The following is a 22,297-nucleotide window of genomic DNA, read 5'->3' as shown; positions in this document are numbered from 1 at the left end:
CGTCCGTTGCTATAAGTCTTCAAAACATCAAATCGCAATAGCTGTGAGTTTTACCTGGCGGCGCTAGGTGGGGATAAAATTTTCTGTTTTTTATCGCTAAGTTAGGTTATAAACAAAGGTCATTGTTGAAAATATGCGACATGGCTAGTGATGTAGCGATGATAAAAATAATAAGAGGAAGTAAACATGGCTGGTATTTTATCTCATACCCCAATCTGGGTATATGGGCTGTTTGCAGTGTTGGTATTTTTTGGGGTTAAACAAAGTCGACCGCGCCACGTGTCACAATTAATGGTCATTGCATTGCCAGTTGCGATGTTAGTGTTATCACTAGCTGGCGTACTTTCTGGTTTTGGCATCGCCTTATTAAGTATAGTCTTTTGGTTAGTGGGATTAGTGCTGTCGCAGTTGTTTAATCGGATCTTTAAACTCACCAGTTACGCTGAATATGATTTAAAGAAGGATACCTTTTCGATTCAAGGAAGCTGGGTCCCGTTGTTACTGATGATGATAATCTTTTTCACTAAATACGCCGTGGCTTTTTTGCAAGCAACAGATCACACTTTGACCACCGAACCACTCTTTATGCTGATTGTTTGTGCATGGTATGGCTTACTCAGCGGCTCGTTTTTGGTCCGAGCCATGGGGATTTGGCAAGCTAAACGTCACGCAATAAACGCTGCAAAAGCGGCTTAATTTATTCAAGCTGCCGCTTCAGGCTGAGAAAGAGAGATAAAAAAACCGAGGTGCATGGTATGCGCCTCGGTTTTTTAGTTTTTAAGCCTGCAAGTTTTGTAGGCTGTGGCTTATAAAGTAAGGTGCTTGTCTAAAAAAGTGAGCAGCGTTTCGTAATATCTCTGCCGATGCTTCGGTAAATAGAAACCATGGCCTTCATCTTCAAGTAGTAAGTATTCGTAAGGGTGCGCTTGTTTTTCGAGGGCATTAATTAATGATTCAGCTTGTTCGATAGGGGCGCGCTCATCTTCACCACCATGGACGATAAGGACAGGGCTTTTTAGTTTATCAGCATTAAAACTGGGTGAAAAATTGCGTAATTGTTCAGTATCACTACCGAGCACTTTAGATAAATACCGTTGACCTGAGTCACGCTCTGAAATATCACCTTCCTCAAACATCAGCGGCAAGTCGTAGACCCCGATTACGCCAACTGCGCACTTAAATAAGTCAGGTCGAAGGATTGCGCTTTGTAAGGCGGAATACCCTCCAAAGCTTGCGCCCATGATACAGATATTGTTTTTATCGACGGTGCCTTGTTCAATCAAATGCATAACGCCATCTAAAATATCATATTGGATTTCAGCGCCCCATTTTTGATGTCCTGCATGTTCGAAAGCAAGGCCATAGCCACCTGAGCCCCGAAAGTTGACTTGTAAAACCGCCATGCCACGATTGGCGAGTAATTGTGTTTTAGGATCGAATGACCACCAATCTCTCGGGCCATGTGGGCCTCCGTGCGGTAACACTACAAGTGGTAAGTTTTGTGCTTTTTTTCCATTAGGGATGGTCAAGTAACCATGGATAGTTAAGCCATCTCGCGCAGTGTAAGTAAGTGGTTTCACTTCACTCATTTGCGCAGGGTCTAACTCCTGACGAGAGGACACCAGATACCTCATTTTGTTTAATTTGGCATCATAGAGGTAATAATCACCAGAATTAGTGTCGCTAAAGGCATACACGATACTGAGGTCATTATTGCGTGAATTGCTGACAATTCGTACTTGTTGACCGGTTAGTGAAGCGAGTAAATTTTTTAGACGCTGACTCATCACAGATTGCTTTACTGGTATTATCAAGCCAAATATTACTTGGAGAAACACTGTCATGCTGGCTGATTAGGGTTGATTCTCCTGTTTTGAGGCTGATTTTATAGAGCCCTTCAGGCTCTCCGTGCTTAGACGCAGTAGCAAATAAGTGCTCGCCTGAAAGATCAAAAGTTTGTGGTGTTAAATTACTAAATGTTTTTTCAAAAGATTGATTAAGCTGCCATTTTCCAGATTTTAAATCGCGAACATAAAGCTCTTGATTAATGTAATCTGCACTTGAAACGGCTAACCTGACATTACCCTGTGCGTCGGTTAAATAATTAGCCATCCGCGCAGGTGCGCGAGTAACTTTCTTACGCTTGCCATTAAAAGTATTCACTTTATACACATCAATATATGGTTCTTCTTGGTTGTTCCAAGGAATCGCAGTAACCAAAATGTGTTTTTCATCATCAATAAGTGGATCAAATAAATGAGAGGTCGCTCTGAGCGCCTTGCGTTTTCTAATGTGAGAACCGGTTTGTTGTTCAGGAATATAGCCCACGACATATTGTGGTTGTGTGCCATCCGCATTGACGGCAAAAATTTCACCATAATAAATAGGGTGATTTTGCCAACCTTTGATGTACTCCTTGGCAACAACAACCCTCGAATTGTTTGACCATTGATAGTTGCCAACTTGTGCACTACCAGGGAAATGAACAAGGTATGTAGGTTTTAGGGATTCCCTATTAAGAATGATTAAGGTGTTTTTGCCTTCCTTCCCGGGTGTTTCTTTAGTGATAGCACCGATATAGCGTCCATCGGGTGAAATTTTGACGTTAGAAAAGCGAACATCTTTACTAAATAGCTCGATTGGTAGAACAGAGGCGAAACTGGGTAAGCTTATCAATACTCCGAAGAGAAGTGTGAATATATAACGCATTATTTTCCTTAATATTAATCCATATTATTATGTTTTTATTTTTTCGGGGGTAGTGTAATTTGTTCCTTAAATAATTCCAAGTATTTGAGAGTAGGTAGCGCTTGGAATGAAAAAAACCGAGGTGCATGGTATGCGCCTCGGTTTTTTTTGATGCTAAATAAAATAATGTATTACATCATTTTATTTACGCTTTAAGGGCTTTTTCGATCAGCAAATCAAGGTAAGCTTTATGGGCTTTGGTTGCTTTATCGGCGCCCCACGGTGTGCTGGTATCGGCAATATCTTGAAGTTGGCCTAACGCAGCGGCACGTGCAAGGTAATCATATTTAGATGCTTTACCAGAACCTGCTATCGCGATTAAGCGATTCACATACTCTACTTGTAAGTTTTGGCTGACTGAGTTGCTGTTGCCTTCAACAAAAATACTGGTGGTCAAGTCGTTCATAAATTCAGTGAGGCTATAGGTATTTCCGTATAGGGCCGTATCTGAAATCCGTTGTAAAACATTGGCATGAAGCAATTGGTTCAATGCGTTTGTCTGTAGGCTAAGCAACATTTTGTGAGCTTTAGGATCTTCATTTTTTCCATAATGATTAAAGCCGCGACGCTGCTGTTGCATGTAGTTATACAGCGGTTTCATGTTAGCTAAGGTATCAGGTGCAAAGACCTTTTTCGCAAGGGTACTCATGGCTGCTTTTTGAATATCAGCTGGCACAGGCGTATACGGTTTGACTGAATCATCCGTACCTACCACGTTACGCTCAACATACACACCACCAATGTAGCGAGAAATCACGCCCGCTTGGGTGCGATATTGACCAAACAGCATATTGGCAGAGGTTAATAGTTGTTGATGTGATTGACCTTGTACGCGCGCAGTGTCAATTAGCTCATCGAGCATATGATTGATTAAATCCATGCGATCGCTTGCATAAGCCACGGCGTTAGATGACATATCACCAATCATCACGCGCGGGTCAATATGGCGACCTGGTGCGCGCATATCATCGGCATCGTTACCAAACGCTAAAGCATGTTCATTTGAACGAGATAAAATCGTGTCTAAACGAGCTTGCTCAGCGGCTTTATCGGTTAACGCGGCAGAGTAACCATATTCAATCGCCCAGTCATCGTATGGACCTGGTTTGGTTTGGAAGTAGTCACCTTGAGTTTGGCCAAGCGGCGCAACGTTTACTGGGCTGTAGTCCATCACCGAGCCTGTTAGCACGCCTTGTGTTTTTGATTTGTCGTGAATGTCTTTTTCGTTCCACAAAATTGAAGCTTTCATATTGTGGTTCAGACCTAACGTATGGCCGACTTCATGTAGCACGAGTTGACGCAAACCTTCAGCTAAAATGGCTTTCTTTTCGATGTCAGCGCCCGATGCTAACGTATTGGCCATCATCATATTTTGTTGTAGTTCATGACCTAATGAGCAATGTAGTTGGTTGGCTTGATCATCGGTGTGGTCGGTTAGGCTGGTGGCACCTTGTGAGAATAACGAGTCATAAATCCAACGGTTTTTCATAAAAACAAACTCTAACATGATATCAGAGCCTAAAATTTCACCCGTCAATGGATTAGCTAGCGCAGGGCCATAGCCGCCAAAAGGTGGGCGTGGCGAAGAAGTCCAACGTAACACGTTATAGTTGATATCACCGGCATCCCAATCTGCATCATCTGGTTGGACTTTTACTTCGAGAGCATTTTTAAACCCTGCTTTTTCAAACGAGGTATTCCATGCCAGTACCGCTTGCTCAATGGTATCGCGCCATTCGACTGGCGTGGTGTTTTCTATCCACCAAGTAATCGGTTTAACCGGTTCAGAAACCGCAGCACTTGGATCTTTTTTCTGCAGATCCCAACGCTTGATTACATCTTGATACGGTGTCCAATCACTTGAAGTCATTTGGTCGAATTGGTTGGTAAAGTAACCCACACGAGCATCATCATAACGTGGCTGATAGCTGTTTTCTGGCAGGGCAACAAATGAGTGTTGCACTTTCACTGAGACAGTGCGTGGATCGGAGACTGCACTTGAGCCACGAACAGTGGGGTTGGCGTTACTCATCACATAATCAACCACTACGTCGAGATTATTAGCATAGGTACGATTTGATAAAATACGTGATTTTTTGTCGTCTAACTTACCTGGGTTAAAGCGCTTTTTAGCATTTTTATCATTAGGATTTTTCCAAGGTGACACTTTATGAAGTGCTTCGCTTAAAAATAGTTTATCGACGTTAAACGCAATTTGGCCTTTTTCGGCTTTTTCGATTTTGATGCTGGCTAGCACCGCTTCAGAAATATTGGCGTCGCTGGCTTTGGCGATGGCGCTGTTTTCATCAAATAAGAAACGCGGTGTTTTGCTGATGATATCAATGCGATCAAAGTGGCGGCGAAACTCAATGAGCTTTGTTTCACGATATGAGCCACGAAAGTGACCCGCATCCGTGACACCATCAACTGTGTGTGCAAAATAAACAAACGGTGTATCAAGTTGTGATTCGTTAATCACCATCAAATTTTCGCCCGTTTTGGCATCTTGATAGAGGTTAAATAAACCAGAAAACTCGGTTTTATCTTTGATTAAAGAAGCAATGGTGGTTTCTTTTTTATCTTTCTTATCGGCTTTTTTATCTGCAGCAAGCGCTGGGTTTGATACGCTTAACGCTAAAGTAAGCGCTAACGCGATGTTTGAAATTTTCACGCGCAGTTCCTCGTTATTATTAATAGTGTGTTGTTCATACTTTCAAAATTGTACCTGAACCAATATACGGACAAAAACTCGCTGCGTTAAGTGCACCAATAGCTGTGATGAACGCCTATAGGGTCAAAAAGTGTTACAGCATGTTGCTTGTAAGTGTGATGTAGAGTAGGGCAGAGAGAGAGTTATGGAAAAATTTGAATGAGAGGCGCTTTTGTAACACGGGTGACGATTAGGTGTTACAAAAGACGGCAGTTTAAATGATAGGTGTAGTTTAAGAATTGGCGTGTTGTTGTTTTGCGACAATCACCAACACGATAGCAAAAAAGACTACCACAGCAGGCATAATCAACGCGGTAGTGCCATATACTGCGAGGCTGTCTTGCAATATAAAGCTATGAAAGTTTTGGAGCAACACACCAATCAGCGACAAGCTAAGTAACGGGAAGGCGAGATTTTTACCCAATGCGAGAGCGATAGAGCCGGCTGTACCAGCACACACAGCAAGGGCAAAAGCAATTACGACCCAGCTTGCTGCGTTTTGATAAAGCAATTGCTCAGCTTCAGGTAAGGCGGCGAGTTGTTCTGGGGTGATCGTGATGTGCATGAAAAACGCCATCAAACCGAGTAAGTTCCATATCACCATTATCCAAGCAAAGGGTTTAAGCCATTTAGGAGTGGTACTAGGTACGTTTTGATTATCCATATTGTTCTCTTTGTTATTTTTTAATTGAAGTTGCAAATGGTTCGGTTGATATCAGAGTATATGTTAAAATTATGTAATAGTTAAAGTGTGCTGTATTTTTATGATTACTCTGTTTGGTGGTAGTAATGATTAATGTAAAAAACTATAAGAGTGCAATGTTATCAGGTGTACTTATTACTCCAATGTGTTGGGTTGAAGCCAGTGAACTCAAACCTGAATGGTTATTATCTGCAGGGTGGCAAAGTAAATATGTGACGGAGGGGCGCAATAACTTAGCTGAAGGTGGATTGCGCTATGTGCTAGGTAGTGTGGCAGTTGAGCAGACTGATATACATCTTTGGGTTGGCCAAGGAACAAAAGAACAATATCAAGAAGTTAACCTTAGTGTGGTGCAAAATATTCAGCATGAACATTGGCAAGGGTACGTTGGTCTTGCTCGTTTGGCGTTTACAGAAGTTAATCAATACGACACGGAGTTGTCTTTTGGGTTGGCTTTTTCAAATTATCAGCTGTGGGTCCCGAGCATTGATTATGTGTATTCTACCGAGGCAGAGGGGGGCTTTGTTATGTTGATGGCCAATTTGCAGCCTGTATTGATTAATGAGCAGCTGTCGTTTTTCTCGAGTGTGGGACTAGGTTTAGATTTTGGGTATGCATCTGATCAGCATGATGGTCTCAACCATGCTGAATTTGGCGCTGGTTTACATTGGGCCTTGAGTGACAAAATACATACAGAGCTGACTTTGGGTTATAGCCATCCACTTCAAGATGTTCGACTTGATATGAATCAAAATCAAAGCTGGCTAGCTTTATCATTTAATAGTCAGTTTTAACACGAGACACAGCTCAGTTTGTGAGCATAGTGTTAAACGCACTATGCTCACAAACTGATATCGCAGCGAACATTCTTGGCGCGGTAGCAGCAATAGAAGTTGCGGGGGATGGCGCAATTATGAATAACAACTGCGAGTAGCGGCCCTTGATGTAATTACCCCATGTTTTATCGTTTTAATTTTTCTCTGTCGCTACAGTTTGCAATGCTTGATATTTTGCTTGGTAAATTGTGAGCTTTTCATCGTCGTAAGTGCGTTCTATGGCGGTAGCTAATAACTGGTTTGCTTGTGTTAATTCACCATTTTTATAAGCGATTTTAGCTAATTCAACATAAGGTTCTGGAATATAATGCGCGGCTTTTATTGCTTTACCAAAATAAAACTTAGCATAGGTAATATCTTGATTATTAAGTGCTTGCTGCCCCAACTCTAACCAAGAATAGGGGTTTGGGTCGTTAATATGCGCTATTTGGGTGTTTAAGGTCTGTACTAAGGTTTGGTTGTTTTGACTTTGTGCCAGCTGTAAATAGTTTTGATATAAGTTGATATTGGCTAAGTCATTCTCAACAGCGTATTGATATAATGCAGAGGCAGTATCAGTATCTCCCGCACGGCGATGTAATACTGCTTGTAAGTTAATTAATTCGTTATTGTAAGGGTCATGCTGCATGGCATTGAATAAATATGAAAAGCTTAAATCTAGCTTGTTTTTGACGAGCGCCTCGGCCGCTAAATTAGCGTAATACTTCGCAATTAATTGCGGTCTTTGAGCCTTTTTAGCCCTGACTTGTCCTCGGGTTGGAAAATAATCAATGATAACGCTTTTGGGAATATAAAAGAGGGTGTCCTTCGGTGCTGAATTATCAGTGTTATACACCCGGCTACGTAAATGGCTTGAGCTTAAAATGAGGCTGCCTTTTTTAAAATAGACCGGCTCGTTGATTACGAGTTGGTAATCTATTGGGCTGTTGATTAAATCAGCCAGTGCTGTAGTAAAAACGGCCAGAGAAATACAGTTACCGCGGTTTTGTGCGAAAGCGTCTTGAGCGTTAAGCGTATCGCCGTGGAAAGTAAAGCCGGTGAGCTTTTCATCTAAAAAGTTAAGAATAATGCGCTCATTACTACTCGGAAACTCTTTGCTTTTTTGTAGGTGATAAAAGTTTAAAAACTCTTGTTGTTGCTCTGCTGTTAGGTAAAAAATCTCATTTTCATTAAGGTTGCTGACCGGTGTAAAAAGGTTTGCATTGACCAAGCTGAGTGGGTTTTTAAGTGGTGTAGGTACGGGCGCTTGTGTGCTTTTACATGCTGCCAATAAAGTAAATAGAAGTACGGTAAAACAAATACGCATAGATGTGCTTGCTCCTGCCAAATGATTAAAATCTACCTGCTTTATTAATATTTCACTACTGTTTTGTTTCAAGTTCACCGCGAGTGGCTATCAATTGCTTAAAAATGATCTGAATTACGCTGACAAATGTAACACCTAGTTACAATTGTCAATATCTTTAACTATCATAGATTTGTTACTATCTGAGCAGTTAATTTTTAGGGTGTCACACATGAACAGTAAATGGATGAAAGGTTTATTGCCCTTAGTGGTGTTAGTAGGGTCGATTGGCGTGTTTAGCGGGATTAACGCGACCGCAAACGAAAAAGAAGAAAATAAAGTTGTCGATAAACGCCCAACAGTGAAAATTGAAGCGCTTGCAGCTAGTGATCACCAAGTGGTTATCACGAGTTATGGCGAAGTCAGACCGCTTGAACGGACGCAATTATCTGCACAAGTGTCTGGTGAAATAATCAATTGGCACCCAGAGTTTGTGGCTGGTGGACTCGTAAAGCGCGGCGAGATTTTGTTTAGTATTGAACCAGATAACTATCAAGCTCAAGTGTACTCAGCACAAGCGGAGTTGGCACGTGCACAAGCGGCATTAATTGAAGAGCAAGCGGCCGGTGAAGTGGCGCGTAAAGAAGCTATGCGCTCACCAAACTTGGCGCATAGTGATTTGTATCTTCGTAAACCACAAATTCTCAGTGCGCAAGCTGCGGTTAAATCTGCACAAGCCAATTTAAAACGTGCAGAGCGCGATTTAGATAATTGCCAAGTACGTGCACCGTTTGATGCCTTAGTGATTAGCCGCGACCTAGGATTGGGTCAATTTGTGAGTACGGGTGCACATGTTGCTACGCTCAATAATATAGAAACTGCCGAAGTGCTGATCCCTATTGCTGGGTTTGATAGTGCATTTTTACCGCGTCAAATTAAAGGCCTCAAAGCGACGGTCAGTCAAAAAGGTATCGCTAATATTACCCGCGAAGCGTTTATTGCCCGTGATCTCGGGATCATTGATAGTGCCACACGGATGAGTAATTTAGTGGTTCGCATTGAGGATCCTTATGGATTAACCCATGATGTGCCACCGCTTAAATTCGGCAGCTATGTTGAAGTGAACTTTGCTGGTCAAACCTTAAATCAGATTTACCGTTTACCGCAAGAGCTTGTTAATAACAGCACGGTGTGGATTGTCAATGACGAGCAACAGTTACAGCCGAAACAAGTACAAGTTTTACGCGAAGAAGGTGAGTATTTCTTAATTAATGCCGGTCTCGACAGTCAAGATAAGTTGGTGTTGACCTTACCTGAATACCCACAAAAAGGCATGGAAGTGAAAATCGCCAATGCAGAGGTCAATGCACCGACCCAAACTGATAGTTTATAAGGAGCGCTATTGTGACCATTCAAGCAGCCCCTGAAAAACAAACAGGTATTATCGCGTATTTTGCCAATAACTCGGTTGCGGCAAACTTAATGATGTTTTTCATCATTGTAATGGGAATTGTGAGTTATTTTACGATTCAGCGTCAGATGTTTCCTAATGTTGAAATTAACTACATTAATATCAACGCCTCTTATCCTGGGGCCTCGCCACAAGAAATTGAAGAAAGTATCTTAATTAAAATCGAAGAATCGATTAAAGATATTACCGAAGTTAAAAAAGGAGTGTCACGGGCGTTTCGTAACTCAGGGAGAATTTCTTTAGAAATTAACCCTGATGAAGATTTACCAGAAGTGCTCGACAAAATTAAGCTTCGGGTTGATGGTATTGCGACGTTTCCAGCCGATATGGAGCCGATTACTATTTACCAAGCGGAGTTTCGCCAGCAAGTAATCGAGATGTCTTTAGTCGGTGATTGGCCGCTCACGGAGCTCAAACCCATCGCGAAAAAAATCGAAGACGAACTACTGCAACTTAATAATGTCTCGTTAGTTGATTTAGACGTGCCACTTGATGAAATTGCCATTGAGATTCAGCCAGAAACACTGCGTAAGTATAATCTTACTTTAAATGATGTCTCTGCAGCGGTTCGTCGTTATTCAGCCAATTTTTCAGCCGGGCAGCTTCGTACAGATGCCGGAATTATTTCTGTGCGGGTTGAAAACCAGTTTTATAGTGGCGAAGAGTTCCGTCAAATACCAATCAAAATTGGTGAAAACGGTGCCAAAGTGTTGCTGCAAGATATCGCCATTATTAAAGATCAGTTTACGGAGGGTGAGCGCTACTTTAAGTACAGCGGTCAAAACTCTATTTATATCGCGGTGAAGGCAACCAAAGACCAAAATATGATTCCGGTTGCGCAATCGGTGAAAGATTTTATTGTTGAACGCAACAAAACACTGCCGCCGGGCCTTGAGCTAAAAACCTTGGTTGATATGACTTATTACCTTAATGCTCGCCTCGATATGATGTTAAAAAACCTCTTCCAAGGAGCTGTGTTGGTAATGTTGATGTTGAGCCTATTTTTGCGCTTTAAACTCGCGCTCTGGGTGATGGTTGGCTTGCCTGTGTGTTTCTTAGGTGCAGTGATGATGATGCCATTATTTGGTGTCACGATTAATATTGTCTCTCTTTTTGCATTTATTATGGTGCTTGGGATTGTGGTCGATGATGCGATTGTCATAGGTGAAAGTGCCTACACCGAAATCGAAAAAAATGGCGGAGGAGTTGAAAACGTTGTACGCGGTACTAAACGTGTGGCAACGCCTGCCACCTTTGGGGTGTTGACGACTATCGCTGTTTTTGCGCCCTTTACATTGTCGAGCGGCCCTGAAAGTGCCTTTTTTTACGGGATAGCTGTGGTGGTCATGCTGTGTTTGGTGTTTAGTTTGATTGAATCAAAACTCATCTTGCCTGCGCATTTAGCACATAGCCGATTTGATCCGATCCCTGAAACAAGCTGGCGTGCCCGCTTTAACCGCAACTTTTTTAGTTTCGTCAATGGCCCGTACAAACGCTTTGTAAGTAAATGCACCGAGTGGCGTTGGTTGGTGTTTAGTGGTTTTATTGGTTTCTTTTTAATTAGTATTGCGTTGATCAGTGCCAATTATGTACGCACGGTCCCGACACCCAAAGTGCCGCATGACTTTCCGGGCATTGAAATTGAGATGAATGAAAATGTCTCAGATCAACAAACCATTGATGCGCTTAAAACCATCGAAAAGATTATTTTAGACATTGATGAGCAAACAAAGGCTGAATATGGTCAAGGTATGATCCGCGATATTTTAGCGTTTAACCAAGGGCGTACCGAAGCGCGCTTGCTAGCACCGTTGGTCGATGAGGAATTGCGCCCATTTAACACCTTTGAGTTATCACGCCGTTGGCGGGAAGCGTTACCAGAGATCCCCGGGATGAAATCATTTAGCATTCAAGATGATGTTAATGGTAGTGGTGGTGATGGTGAATTTGGTTATTTATTGTATGGTTCAGATATCAATACCCTCAATGCCGCGGGTCGTCGTTTAATCGATATGCTGCAACAGCAAGAAGGCTTGTACGATGTTAGCTCGACGATCGATCCGGCTAGCAAAGAAGTGCAAATTACGTTGCTGCCGGTTGCGTATGATTTAGGCCTGACCTTGTCATCAATTGCGAATCAAGTTGGCGCTAGTTTTTACGGCGGTGAAGCGCAACGTGTGTTACGAGATGGCGAAGAAGTCCGTGTGATGGTGCGTTATCCTAAATTAACCCGGGAAGCGTTCTCGTCGCTTAAATACACAGTTGTAACCACGCCAAGTGGCCAAGAAGTGATGTTGGGTGATGTTGTTGGATTAGCTGAAAAACCAGGGATTAGTTACATTCGTCGTGAAGGTGGCTACCGTACCGTTTATGTGTATGGTGCAATTGACGAAGAAGTGATTGAACCAAATGAAGTAGTTAAAAAGGTCAAAGATGATTTATTGCCTCAGTTAGCGATTGAGTTCCCTTCAGTGAAAAGTGAGCTCGGTGGTGCTATTGAGGAGCAGCAAGCGCAAGCTAATGAGCAAATGCTGTTTTTCTTAGCGGGCATGATCATTGTTTATATTCTGCTGGCGGTGCCGCTTAAGAGCTATTCTCAGCCACTGATTATTATGTCGGTGATTCCGTTTGGTTTGACGGGTGCGATTTGGGGGCATTTCTTCTTTGGTTTAGATATCAGCATGATGTCGACATTTGGTTTGATTGCCGCTGCAGGCGTGGTGATCAATGATAGCTTGGTAATGACTGACTATGTAAACCAAAAACGCGAAGAAGGCTATGCGATTAAAAAGGCTGTCATTGAAGCGGGTTGTGCGCGATTTAGGGCGATAACCCTGACTTCAATCACCACATTTGTGGGGGTTTTGCCGATTATGTTTGAAACTAGCTTACAAGCAAAATTTGTAATTCCTATGGCGGTCGCGCTTGGTTTTGCGGTGCTGTTTGCCACAATTGTGACCTTAATTTTGGTACCGTGCTTGTACTTAATATTGTATGACCTGCGCAAGCCTTTTAGCTGGGTTAAAATTAAATTATCGCGTAATAAAACTGTTCGCCCGCAAGAACAAAAAGCCTAGCGCTTAGCGGTTATTTTAGCATTGGACAAAAAGCCTGCTCAGAAATGAGCAGGCTTTTTTGTTTGTTTAATTTTTTAAAACGTCAAAGCCATGCATTACATGGCGTTGACGTTTTAAACTAGGGATAAAGGGGGTTATCGCGTATTGCTGGGTCTAAAAAAAACCAAGCGGGCTGTCGGCATAACTTACTAAAAGGTTTTTGGTATTTTGATAATGATCAAGCATCATTTTATGGGTCTCCCGGCCAACCCCAGATTTTTTGTAACCACCAAATGCAGCGTGGGCAGGGTAATGATGGTAGCAATTAGTCCAAACTCGACCAGCCTCAATGGCGCGACCCATTCTATAAGCGAGGTTCATATCTTTCGTCCACAGCCCTGCCCCTAAGCCAAATTCAGTGTCATTGGCAATTGCAATGGCTTCAGCTTCATCTTTAAAGGTGGTTACACTGACGACAGGGCCAAAAATTTCTTCGCGGAATACTCGCATTGAATTATCGCCTTTAAACAACGTGGGTTGTACGTAGTAGCCTTTAGATAAATCATCGCTGATGGCTTCAATGCCGCCACCGGCAAGAACTTGCGCTCCTTCTTGTTTACCGATTTCAAGGTAACTTAAGATTTTATCAAACTGTTGTTGTGATGCTTGAGCGCCGACCATGGTCTCGCTATCCAGTGGATTACCCCGTTTTATTTGCTCTGTGCGTTCGATCACTTTGGCAATAAAAGCATCGTAGATATCTTCTTGAATCAATAAACGCGACGGGCAAGTGCACACTTCACCTTGATTGAAAAACGCCAAGACTGCCCCTTCAACGCATTTGCTAATGTATTCTTCACTTTGTTCCATCACATCGTTGAAATAGATATTTGGTGATTTTCCGCCCAATTCGACGGTAGAAGGAATGATGTTTTCGGCTGCACATTTAAGAATATGCGCCCCGACAGGTGTTGAGCCAGTAAAGGCGATTTTAGCGATACGTTTACTGGTTGCAAGTGCTTCACCTGCTTCTTTACCAAAGCCATTAACAACATTTAATATGCCAGCAGGCAGTAAATCTTCAATTACTTCAATGAGCTTTAAGATTGAAACAGGTGTTTGCTCTGCAGGCTTAAGCACAACGCAGTTTCCGGTTACTAATGCAGGAGCCAGTTTCCATGCGGCCATTAATAATGGGAAGTTCCATGGAATGATTTGCCCGACCACACCAAGGGGTTCATGAAAGTGATAGGCGACTGTTTGCTCATCAATCTGACCAATCGATCCTTCTTGGCTACGAATGCATCCTGCGTAATAGCGAAAATGATCAACACATAAAGGCAGATCAGCCGCTAAGGTTTCACGCACCGCTTTGCCGTTATCCCACGTTTCTGCAACGGCGAGCATCTCAAGATTTTGCTCTATTCGGTCGGCTATTTTTAGTAGTAAGTTGCTCCGCTCTGTTACGGATGTTTTTCCCCACGCTTCTTTAGCTGCATGGGCTGCATCGAGTGCGAGGTTAATGTCTTTATCATTCGAACGTGGAATTTTACAAATAATTTCGCCTGTCACAGGGCTCGTATTGTCGAAGTATTGGCCGTCAACGGGCTCAATCCATTTACCGCCAATAAAATTACCATAGTGTGATTTGAAAGAAACAAGAGCGCCGGGTTGGCCTGGATTTTTATAAATCATTATTATGTGTCCAATTGTGTGTTGTTTGACCTACCAGACTAGAAGCTAACAAAGGCGATAACTTGTCGCTCGGTGCAAAAAACTTGACTGTTTGTACATTTCTCATCCATGCTAGCGACAGGTAACAAAGGAAAAATCCATGCACGTTTTGACCGGAAGTAGCCAACTTAATAATAAAAAAATCAAAACCTTAATTGATAACTGTACGGTGTTTAATGCTGATGACGTGCAGTTGTGTGTGTATGATACTTACGAAGCGGCTAAGGCGGTGCCATTTCGTGCTGAGCAATTGATGTTGTGTGCGATGACTCAGGGCGAAAAAGTGATGCATCACCATAGTTTGCAAGTAGGCCAGCGTTTTTTTCCCGGGCAGAGCTTCATTATTGCGCAAGGTGAACAGGTCGCAATCGATTTCCCTACGGCTAGCTGGCAACAACCAACATCCTGTTTAACCATCGAGATCGACAGCAAACGAATTCAACAGGTCGTTGATAAAATGGCGCTTGAGCAAACAGCTGATTTTAAACAAATGTATTCGACTATGCAGCTGGATAATAGCTCCGCTACACAAGCTTTGTATCACAAGCTAAGTCAGGTTTTTATTGAGGAACCATCAGATAGAAGCATGCTGATTGATTTAGGGATTACTGAACTCATTGTGCGATTGCTACGCTTTAATAGTTCACAGATGTTGTTACACCATGCTCGACAAGATCCTACAGGCTCAGCGTTGCAAGCTGTGGTGCAGTTTATCGAGCAAAATTTAATGCACCCAATCGAAATTGAACAACTGTGTAAAGTGGCATGTATGGGTCGTAGCCGCTTGTATGCGATGTTTAAGCAGCATTTACATTGCACGCCACAGGCCTTTTTACTGCAGCAGCGGCTACAATTTTCGGCAAAAAAAATTAAACAGGGCTTAAGCGTGACACAAGCCTGTTTTGATAGTGGGTTTAATGATCCGAGTCACTTTAGTCGTCGCTTTAAAGCGATGTTCGGCCAAAGCCCAAAGCAATATCAACAAGCATGTAAATAAGCGGCTGGAGTGTTAGTACCCAGCTTCTAGGTTTTCAAACTGTTTCTTTTTTGCTAATTGTTCAGGCGTTAAAATTTGTTCAATTTGCGGTTCAACGGCTTGCATCGGGTGTTCACCTTGAGAAAACTGACGGTGAGCAGTACCAAATGCGCCAAGTTTCACGTCTAAGTTAGCCATGTTTTGTTGGTAGCTTTGTTGGTAAATATCTAAGATGACCTGCTTTTGACTCTCTTGTAGGTCTGGCAACATGGCAAAGTAGCTTTGTGTGCTATAAAACTTTTCAAGTTCATGTTGTTGGATGATTTTCTGCTTTTCTAGTGCTTGATAACTTTCGATTTGTTTAGCCGATAAATATTGAGTTAATTGTTGCTCGAATTGTTGTTGGATTGCATCGCGTTCGAGGTTGATTGCTTCAAGTTCTATTTGGTCTTGTTCGGCGGATAAAAATGGATTGTTATTTGTGGCCATACGTTGGTAATACGGTGTCATAAGCTCGATCTCAGCATTATTTTTGTCGTGTAGCAGTGTGCTGAGTGCGCTTAACTGTTGCTCAGTCAAAGATAAAGTGTGGCTGATTTCTGTGAGAGCAAAATTGACTTCAATGGTCGCAGCTGCTTTTGCAAACTCAAGGCTCTGAAAATGGGTATCGAGAGCCGTAAAGTCGAGTTCAGGAACCGTGCCTGTGGGCTGTTGGCTATCAGCATTATTGTGATTGTTGTCATCAGTCGATTCATCTCGTTCGTGAGAGTGATGCATATTGGCTTTCACGGCTCGATTGCTAAGTGATTCAGACTCAGAAGGTGGATTGACCTCGATGGAGTGAGAGAGCGTTTCTGTTGTTTTGGAGTGAAAAGGTCTGGTGACGTCAGTTGTTGAATTGGCACCCAAAAAAGAAAAATAACTGTAGCAGAGAATAACCCCAAGAAAAAAGCTGAATAAAAGTGAGAGATAGAATTTCATGTTATGAGGCCGCGTTTGGTTATGTACTAATAGAGTGTAGCGCGCGATTATACGCTGACACCCTATTGAAAAGTTGTAATTAATTGTAAGTGCTTACTGATTTTTTACTTGTTCGGGCAGCAAGGTGGGTGAATTGACCTCTTGTGCTAGCATTAACAGATGAGCAGCACTCCAGCTAAAATTAGTTGCACCTTGCATTTGGCCGTTTTCTGGATGGTAATTTTCACGAATCGGCTGCGAATCGAGTAACCCTTCTGCGTGATTTATCAGCCGTGTTAATAGCTGTTGAGCTTGTTGCGAATAGCCATAGTTTTGCAGTGCGATTAAAGCAAAATAGACTTGATCCAGCCATACTCTGCCTCGCCAATAAATATTAGGATCATAGGCAGGGTTGCTCAGGGCTGCGGTTGGAAATGGTACATGAGTATTAAACTCTTTTGGATTGAGCATATTTTTAACTACGCGTTGCGCGTGTTGTGGGCTGGCCACTTTAGTAAACAAAGGAGCCCAACCTTCAGGTCCTTTACCGCGATGACTGAGAAGTTGGCCGCTACACAAGGTGTCGGATGACAAAGTGCTCAGTTGTCGGTCGTAATAAAAGCCAGTTTGGGCATCAAAAAAGCAGGCGTTAATTTTATCGGTGAGTGTGCGGGCATCAGTGTTGAGTTGCTGTGCAAAGCGGGGGTTGCCGAGTAATGACGCCATGTTTGCGAGAAGTCGTTTTTCTTGTGCTAAATAGCTATTGAGTTCAACTGACTCTTGGTTGATTGAGTACCCGACAAGCTGCTGATTATTTTGGTTGGGTAAAAACTGCACTTGCCAGTCTTGACGGGCTTTTTTTAGGTCGCCATGGTGGAAGGTTGTGGCATAACGTGCGAGCTGTTCTGGGTTGATAAAACCAAACCGGGCAGCATTGTCCATACCAGACTCCCAACCAGCACCATGTTGAACAGGGATATCTAACGCTATGTAATTCGCATCCTCTAGCACTTGTTTATACAAGTTGTTACCACTACATTGGTAACGAAAATATTCTGTGGCAGACTCCAGTGCACACTGGCTTAAAGCAAGGTTGGTGATTGGTGATAAGTAATCGACTGTGAAGCGTAATTCGCCTTGTTCATTCGTTTGAAGTGGGTGCAAGGTGGCGCCATATTCAACTAAGCCGTTTTGGTTATGATCGCGGTTGCGATACCACCATTGATGGTACGCGAGCAGTTTAGGAAACATCTGTGTGATGAAGTCTCGATCGTGCGTTTGTTGGTATATTTGCCAAACAGCCCAGCTGGCCAATGGAGGTTTAGTATTGCGTTCATTCCAGTTGCCACCTTTGCCACCACGTTGCTGATCTTTATTATAAAAAATGGCATCTATTACCATGCCTTCATCGTGCGGTCTAATTGGATCATGTGCACTGATTTGATAATCAAACATTGAAATAACGGTCTTTTTAGCTAATTCAGGATCGATTTTGGCCAAGGCATAGGCATGTTTCCATGAATCCCAAGCCCATGCGCCGTTAAACCAGCGGGCTGTGGTCGAAGGGCTGACGATATCGTGCAAAATAGCACCTTGAGGGCTGCGCCAGTTACCCATTAAGGTCGCAACAGCTTTGGTTTGTAACGCGAGGGGGATCTGAGACTGAGGGTTGAGGCGCTGCTGATAGGTTGCCCAGCGTTTTTGTTGCTGGTTGTTTAATTCTGTAATGTTTTTCCAAGCTACTGCGGGCGTCTCATTAGGGTGTTGAATATAGCGTTGTTGAGTATAAATTGTGCTGCTTTGATGGGGAGGGAGCTCCAGAACTGCCTGACTGAGATAGCTGTTTTTTTGTGAGCTGAGCTGCGTCTTAGAACGGATAGAGCGGGTAATTTGATACTGCTCTTGGCCAGAAAACAACATTTGCCAAGGGGCGCTCATTTTAGAAAACTTGACCGTAAGCACGTCGGGTGTTGTGTCAAAATGCATCTGCCAATCAGGATAGCGTGCTTGGTACGTTTGTGTTTTGGAAAATGTCTTGTGTAAGGTTCCTTGCCATTGCAGATTCAATGACAGTGGATACTGAGTGAGGTTAGTAAACTGAGTTTCAATTAAGGCAGTGGTCGAGTTTATAAACTGCAGTGTGAGGGAGAGGTGTAGCGTTGGCCATTTGTAGTGCTGGATAAGTTGGCCAGGCAACGTTTGTATGCTGTGCTTTGCGTTTGTTAGATCAAAACGACGTTGGGTGTCTTGATGATGCAATGAAATTTGCTCGAGTTGCTTGGCGATAAAGATGCCATATTCTTGAGCAATTAACATTGGCCCTGTAAAGCCACCATATTCATTGGTGGTGGCGGGTTGCAGAAAGCCATGCCAGCTACCGAGATCGAAAAAAGGATTAAACTGCTGATTACCATATTGATCAAACTGTTGCATCGCAGAAGGCGAACCGTATCGATTGAGTTGCAAGTCAGCGGCTGATACGAAGGGTAAATAAAGGCACAAGCAAATACGCACAATTAGCAGGGGATATAACGGCATAGGATGCTCAATAGGTTGTTATTTTGGTCTATTGTATGCAATTATAGGGTTGATTCATAGCGTTGAAAGGGGTCATTAGCTGGTTCTAAAGTGTGGTTTTATTTTTGTCGGTAGTATTTTAGTTTGATATTGATGGCACTTAAGCTATGATCTGCGCTTATATTGGCAAACTAATCGAAAGGTTAGGACGCAAAGCTTCCGATCTACGGTCATGTCTTGTTGCATGGCTACGACAGCGGGGTTGCCGCAATGAGTTCTTCATTGTGCCTTCACAGTGCATGCACTGTTAGTGTTTGGTCGCCAAATAAACTCACGTGTTATTAAAGGATTAGAAGGTGTACTTGTATGCTGGCGGCATGTTGCATGAAACAAAATAACCTTAAAAGGTGCTTGTATGGTTAATGTATTGGCAGGTTTATTACCTGGTGATTGGCATATTATTCATACGTTTGTGACGGATTATCGGTTAAATAAAGGTGACAGAGTTCACTTTGCATTATTTGATCAATTAGGTAATTTACCTGAACTGTCGTTTGAGTATGAAGTAGCTCAAGCGAGTGAAGGAGAGCCTCATGTTTGGCCTAAGCTACTCTGCGAGTACATTAATAAACATTTTAAAGTGTTGCAGGCGGGGCGGCACTACCCTGAAATTGGCATCATCCCAAGTTATGGTCAAAACAGTATTTTTGCTTTGCAAGCCAGCGGGATTGTGAGTGTTGATGTTCGTTTTATGCATGCCGATACGTGTAAAGGACAACAAGTCATTTTGGACTCGTTGTATGATTATATTTTTCCTCAATACCGCAGTGATTATCGCGCAGGCGATCGTGTTTATCATCGTAAAACTGATGCCATTTATATGTGTCGGCCATGGCCATATACCGAATTTTGCCGCTTAGGAGGGCACATGGACGAACAGTATGAACCCGGCGTGGGTAAAAATTGGCCGTTAGCTTGGCAGCGGCTAGAGTAAAAATTAATAGCTCTCTCATAATGTTTTTCCCTTGAGTAACCATTTCTATGATGGTTTAGCCAAAGCCCGAGTCTTGATTAACTCGGGCTTTTTTTATGGATTGCGTTAAAATATGCGCCAATTTGATCTTCTGTATGGAAATTGTTTGTGGCTAACCCGAGTATCAGTGCACCTATAGCGATAAAAAAACCGTTTGAAATGTCTCACCATCAGCATACGCGATGCGATAATTATTATTGGATGCGGGATGATGAGCGAAAAAACCCTCAGATTATCGAGCATTTAGAAGCCGAAAATCGCTATTGTGACTCTGTACTTAAGCAACACCAGGTTCTGGAAGATGCGTTATTCAATGAACTTAAAGATCGAATCGTTAAAGATGATAGTACGGTGCCAGTTAAAGATGGGGCGTTTTGGTATCACTCTGAAATAAGTGGTGATGACGAATTTGCTCGTTATTATCGCTCAGAAGATGCCCTCGGGGGCAATAAGCAATTATTACTCGATACCAATGTTTTGGCTCAAGTACATGAATATTACGACTTAGGGGAATTTTCTATTAGCCCCAATGATCAGTTAATGTCGTACTCTGAAGACACTGATAGCCGTCGTATTTACACAATTCGTTTTAAAGATTTAACCACAGATTTGCTGCTTGACGACGTGCTTGAAAACACTGAAGGGCAAGCGGTGTGGGCGAACGATAATCAAACCGTGTTTTATGTAAAAAAAGATCTCAAAACCCTCTTAGGCTATCAAGTATATCGCCATGTGCTTGGCACTAAGCAAGCCGATGATGTGTTGGTATTTGAAGAACAGGATGCCAGCTTTTTTATGGGGCTGGGTAAAAGTCGTGATGAATCATTAATCATGCTTGATTTAGAGTCTACCGAAACCAGTGATACTTGGGTGTTGGATGCCAACGATTGCAATGGCCAGTTTGTGCAATTATGTCCTCGAGAAAAAGGTCATGAGTATGATGCGGATAAATTAGGCGAAACTTTTTTCATTGTGACAAATTGGCAGGCGAAAAACTTTCGTTTAATGACCGCGCACCAATCTGAAATCGGTGATCAGTCTTTGTGGCAAGAGGTGATCGGTCATCGCGATGACATCATGTTGGAATGTGTGGAGTTGTTCGAACGGTATATGGTGGTCACCGAACGCGAGGCGGGGCAATTAAAGTTTATCGTTTATCGTCAAGATGGCACTTCCTTTCCTCTTGAATTCAATGATCCTTGTTATTTTGCAGGCATGGCTGAAAACCCAGAACCAAGCGCGACATGTGCACGCCTATATTATTCAAGTTTAACGACCCCTGGTTCACTCTTAGAGTTTGATTTCGCAACTGGCGAACAAACGGTATTAAAACAACAGCAAGTGTTAGGTGATTTTGATGCAAGTCGCTATCAGTCAGAGCGGCTCTTTATTGAAGCAAGAGATGGTGCGCGCGTGCCCGTTTCGATAGTTTATCGCAAAGATAGCTTTAAAAAAGACGGTACGAATCCATTGTTTCAATATGGCTATGGGGCGTATGGCATCACCATTGATGCGAGCTTTTCAAGTAATGCATTAAGTTTGCTTGACCGTGGTTTTGTGTATGCGATTGCCCATATTCGCGGCTCTGAAATGCTCGGTCGTGATTGGTATGAGCAAGGTAAAAAAGCCCACAAACAAAACACTTTTAATGACTTTATTGATGTGACTCGTGCGCTGATCGCACAGGGATATGGCCATTGCGATAAAGTATTTGCTTCAGGTGGTAGTGCGGGTGGGTTATTAATGGGGGCTGTGGTCAATCAAGCGCCAGAGCTTTATCGAGGGGTCGGTTGTCATGTGCCCTTTTTAGATGTGTTGACTACGATGCTTGACGAAAGCATTCCACTGACAACCAATGAGTATGATGAATGGGGTAACCCGAATGAACTCACTGCGTATCAGACAATTTTAGCCTATTCACCGTACGATAATATATGCGCCCAAGATTATCCAAATATTTTAGTGACTACGGGTTTTCATGATTCTCAAGTGCAGTATTGGGAACCGATGAAGTGGGTTGCAAAAATGCGTGAAATGAAAACGGATAATAATGTTTTAGTGTTTAAAACTGATATGGATGCAGGCCACGGTGGTGCTTCGGGGCGCTTTAAAAGTTTGCGAGAACGCGCACTAGAGATGGCCTTTTTTATCGGTTTATTGGATTAATGTACTAAACACAGACGAACGATATTCGTAAGGCAAATAAAAACCTACAACAAGCAAATTTCATCCTTAATTTAAGCTTTCTCGTTGTAGGTTAGCATCTTA

At 42.7% G+C, this 22,297-nt stretch carries 15 protein-coding genes and 1 riboswitch; of the genes, 7 read left to right on the top strand and 8 right to left on the bottom strand.

Annotated elements, in window-relative coordinates; translation table 11 throughout:
- Positions 1 to 186: 186 nt before the first annotated feature.
- Entirely contained in the window at positions 187 to 696 is a 510-nt protein-coding gene (locus AC3KVK_RS16005) for a DUF6622 family protein (RefSeq protein ID WP_490311378.1), read from the top strand.
- A 110-nt stretch (positions 697 to 806) separates the two neighbouring features.
- On the opposite strand, the gene AC3KVK_RS16000 is transcribed toward AC3KVK_RS16005, so the two are convergent.
- The 4 genes from AC3KVK_RS16000 to AC3KVK_RS15985 all read right to left on the bottom strand — a co-directional run bounded on the left by AC3KVK_RS16000 (position 807) and on the right by AC3KVK_RS15985 (position 6,122).
- Entirely contained in the window at positions 807 to 1,787 is a 981-nt protein-coding gene (locus tag AC3KVK_RS16000; protein WP_490311379.1) for an alpha/beta hydrolase family protein, read from the bottom strand.
- Positions 1,711 to 2,709 (bottom strand): hypothetical protein, encoded by a 999-nt coding sequence (locus tag AC3KVK_RS15995; RefSeq protein ID WP_490311380.1) that lies wholly within the window; start codon positions 2,707 to 2,709, stop codon positions 1,711 to 1,713. Before AC3KVK_RS15995 ends, AC3KVK_RS16000 begins: the two co-directional genes overlap by 77 nt.
- 184 nt (positions 2,710 to 2,893) lie before the next feature.
- On the bottom strand, positions 2,894 to 5,419 hold the full coding sequence (locus tag AC3KVK_RS15990) for a zinc-dependent metalloprotease (RefSeq protein ID WP_490311381.1): 2,526 nt from the start codon (positions 5,417 to 5,419) through the stop codon (positions 2,894 to 2,896).
- 271 nt (positions 5,420 to 5,690) lie between these two features.
- Positions 5,691 to 6,122: a hypothetical protein gene (locus AC3KVK_RS15985; protein ID WP_490311382.1), complete on the bottom strand. Its 432-nt coding sequence runs from the start codon at positions 6,120 to 6,122 to the stop codon at positions 5,691 to 5,693.
- A 125-nt stretch (positions 6,123 to 6,247) separates the two neighbouring features.
- On the opposite strand from AC3KVK_RS15985, the gene AC3KVK_RS15980 reads away from it, so the two are divergent.
- Positions 6,248 to 6,955, top strand: a complete 708-nt coding sequence (locus AC3KVK_RS15980) for a hypothetical protein (protein WP_490311383.1) — start codon at positions 6,248 to 6,250, stop codon at positions 6,953 to 6,955.
- A gap of 175 nt (positions 6,956 to 7,130) precedes the next feature.
- Here the strand turns inward: AC3KVK_RS15980 and AC3KVK_RS15975 are convergent, their stop codons facing one another.
- Positions 7,131 to 8,303, bottom strand: coding sequence for a tetratricopeptide repeat protein (locus tag AC3KVK_RS15975; protein WP_490311384.1), 1,173 nt, complete (start codon positions 8,301 to 8,303; stop codon positions 7,131 to 7,133).
- A 226-nt stretch (positions 8,304 to 8,529) separates the two neighbouring features.
- On the opposite strand from AC3KVK_RS15975, the gene AC3KVK_RS15970 reads away from it, so the two are divergent.
- Together AC3KVK_RS15970 and AC3KVK_RS15965 are read left to right on the top strand one after the other, a co-directional pair.
- Positions 8,530 to 9,675 (top strand): efflux RND transporter periplasmic adaptor subunit, encoded by a 1,146-nt coding sequence (locus AC3KVK_RS15970; RefSeq protein ID WP_490311484.1) that lies wholly within the window; start codon positions 8,530 to 8,532, stop codon positions 9,673 to 9,675.
- Positions 9,676 to 9,686: 11 nt separating this feature from the next.
- Entirely contained in the window at positions 9,687 to 12,830 is a 3,144-nt protein-coding gene (locus tag AC3KVK_RS15965; RefSeq protein WP_490311385.1) for an efflux RND transporter permease subunit, read from the top strand.
- A 153-nt stretch (positions 12,831 to 12,983) separates the two neighbouring features.
- On the opposite strand, the gene exaC is transcribed toward AC3KVK_RS15965, so the two are convergent.
- Positions 12,984 to 14,504 carry an acetaldehyde dehydrogenase ExaC gene (exaC, locus tag AC3KVK_RS15960; protein WP_490311386.1) on the bottom strand — a complete coding sequence of 507 codons (1,521 nt, stop codon included), beginning with the start codon at positions 14,502 to 14,504 and terminating at the stop codon, positions 12,984 to 12,986.
- A 139-nt stretch (positions 14,505 to 14,643) separates the two neighbouring features.
- Here exaC and AC3KVK_RS15955 point away from each other — a divergent pair, with 139 nt between their 5' ends.
- Entirely contained in the window at positions 14,644 to 15,540 is an 897-nt protein-coding gene (locus AC3KVK_RS15955) for an AraC family transcriptional regulator (protein WP_490311387.1), read from the top strand.
- Between the two features lie 12 nt (positions 15,541 to 15,552).
- On the opposite strand, the gene AC3KVK_RS15950 is transcribed toward AC3KVK_RS15955, so the two are convergent.
- The gene (locus tag AC3KVK_RS15950; RefSeq protein WP_490311388.1) at positions 15,553 to 16,500 is read right to left on the bottom strand and encodes a hypothetical protein; all 948 of its coding nucleotides are present in this window, start codon (positions 16,498 to 16,500) and stop codon (positions 15,553 to 15,555) included.
- Between the two features lie 93 nt (positions 16,501 to 16,593).
- On the bottom strand, positions 16,594 to 19,017 hold the full coding sequence (ygjK, locus tag AC3KVK_RS15945) for an alpha-glucosidase (RefSeq protein ID WP_490311389.1): 2,424 nt from the start codon (positions 19,015 to 19,017) through the stop codon (positions 16,594 to 16,596).
- A 154-nt stretch (positions 19,018 to 19,171) separates the two neighbouring features.
- A riboswitch (cyclic di-GMP riboswitch) is annotated at positions 19,172 to 19,266 on the top strand.
- A gap of 145 nt (positions 19,267 to 19,411) precedes the next feature.
- On the opposite strand from ygjK, the gene AC3KVK_RS15940 reads away from it, so the two are divergent.
- Positions 19,412 to 19,990, top strand: a complete 579-nt coding sequence (locus tag AC3KVK_RS15940; RefSeq protein WP_490311390.1) for a chitin-binding protein — start codon at positions 19,412 to 19,414, stop codon at positions 19,988 to 19,990.
- A gap of 198 nt (positions 19,991 to 20,188) precedes the next feature.
- Entirely contained in the window at positions 20,189 to 22,195 is a 2,007-nt protein-coding gene (locus AC3KVK_RS15935; RefSeq protein ID WP_490311485.1) for a S9 family peptidase, read from the top strand.
- The last annotated feature ends 102 nt before the right edge of the window (positions 22,196 to 22,297 follow it).

Source organism: Pseudoalteromonas sp. J2K-J979 (genome assembly GCF_058169715.2).
Note: the sequence above shows the minus strand (reverse complement) of the source record. Positions and strands in the feature narration are given on the sequence as shown.

Coding starts and splice junctions, on each gene's coding strand:
- AC3KVK_RS16005 (WP_490311378.1), top strand. CDS start 187: ATGGCTGGTATTTTATCTCATACCCCAATCTGGGTATATGGGCTGTTT.
- AC3KVK_RS16000 (WP_490311379.1), bottom strand. CDS start 1,787: ATGAGTCAGCGTCTAAAAAATTTACTCGCTTCACTAACCGGTCAACAA.
- AC3KVK_RS15995 (WP_490311380.1), bottom strand. CDS start 2,709: ATGCGTTATATATTCACACTTCTCTTCGGAGTATTGATAAGCTTACCC.
- AC3KVK_RS15985 (WP_490311382.1), bottom strand. CDS start 6,122: ATGGATAATCAAAACGTACCTAGTACCACTCCTAAATGGCTTAAACCC.
- AC3KVK_RS15980 (WP_490311383.1), top strand. CDS start 6,248: ATGATTAATGTAAAAAACTATAAGAGTGCAATGTTATCAGGTGTACTT.
- AC3KVK_RS15975 (WP_490311384.1), bottom strand. CDS start 8,303: ATGCGTATTTGTTTTACCGTACTTCTATTTACTTTATTGGCAGCATGT.
- AC3KVK_RS15970 (WP_490311484.1), top strand. CDS start 8,530: ATGAAAGGTTTATTGCCCTTAGTGGTGTTAGTAGGGTCGATTGGCGTG.
- exaC (WP_490311386.1), bottom strand. CDS start 14,504: ATGATTTATAAAAATCCAGGCCAACCCGGCGCTCTTGTTTCTTTCAAA.
- AC3KVK_RS15955 (WP_490311387.1), top strand. CDS start 14,644: ATGCACGTTTTGACCGGAAGTAGCCAACTTAATAATAAAAAAATCAAA.
- AC3KVK_RS15950 (WP_490311388.1), bottom strand. CDS start 16,500: ATGAAATTCTATCTCTCACTTTTATTCAGCTTTTTTCTTGGGGTTATT.
- ygjK (WP_490311389.1), bottom strand. CDS start 19,017: ATGCCGTTATATCCCCTGCTAATTGTGCGTATTTGCTTGTGCCTTTAT.
- AC3KVK_RS15940 (WP_490311390.1), top strand. CDS start 19,412: ATGGTTAATGTATTGGCAGGTTTATTACCTGGTGATTGGCATATTATT.
- AC3KVK_RS15935 (WP_490311485.1), top strand. CDS start 20,189: ATGTCTCACCATCAGCATACGCGATGCGATAATTATTATTGGATGCGG.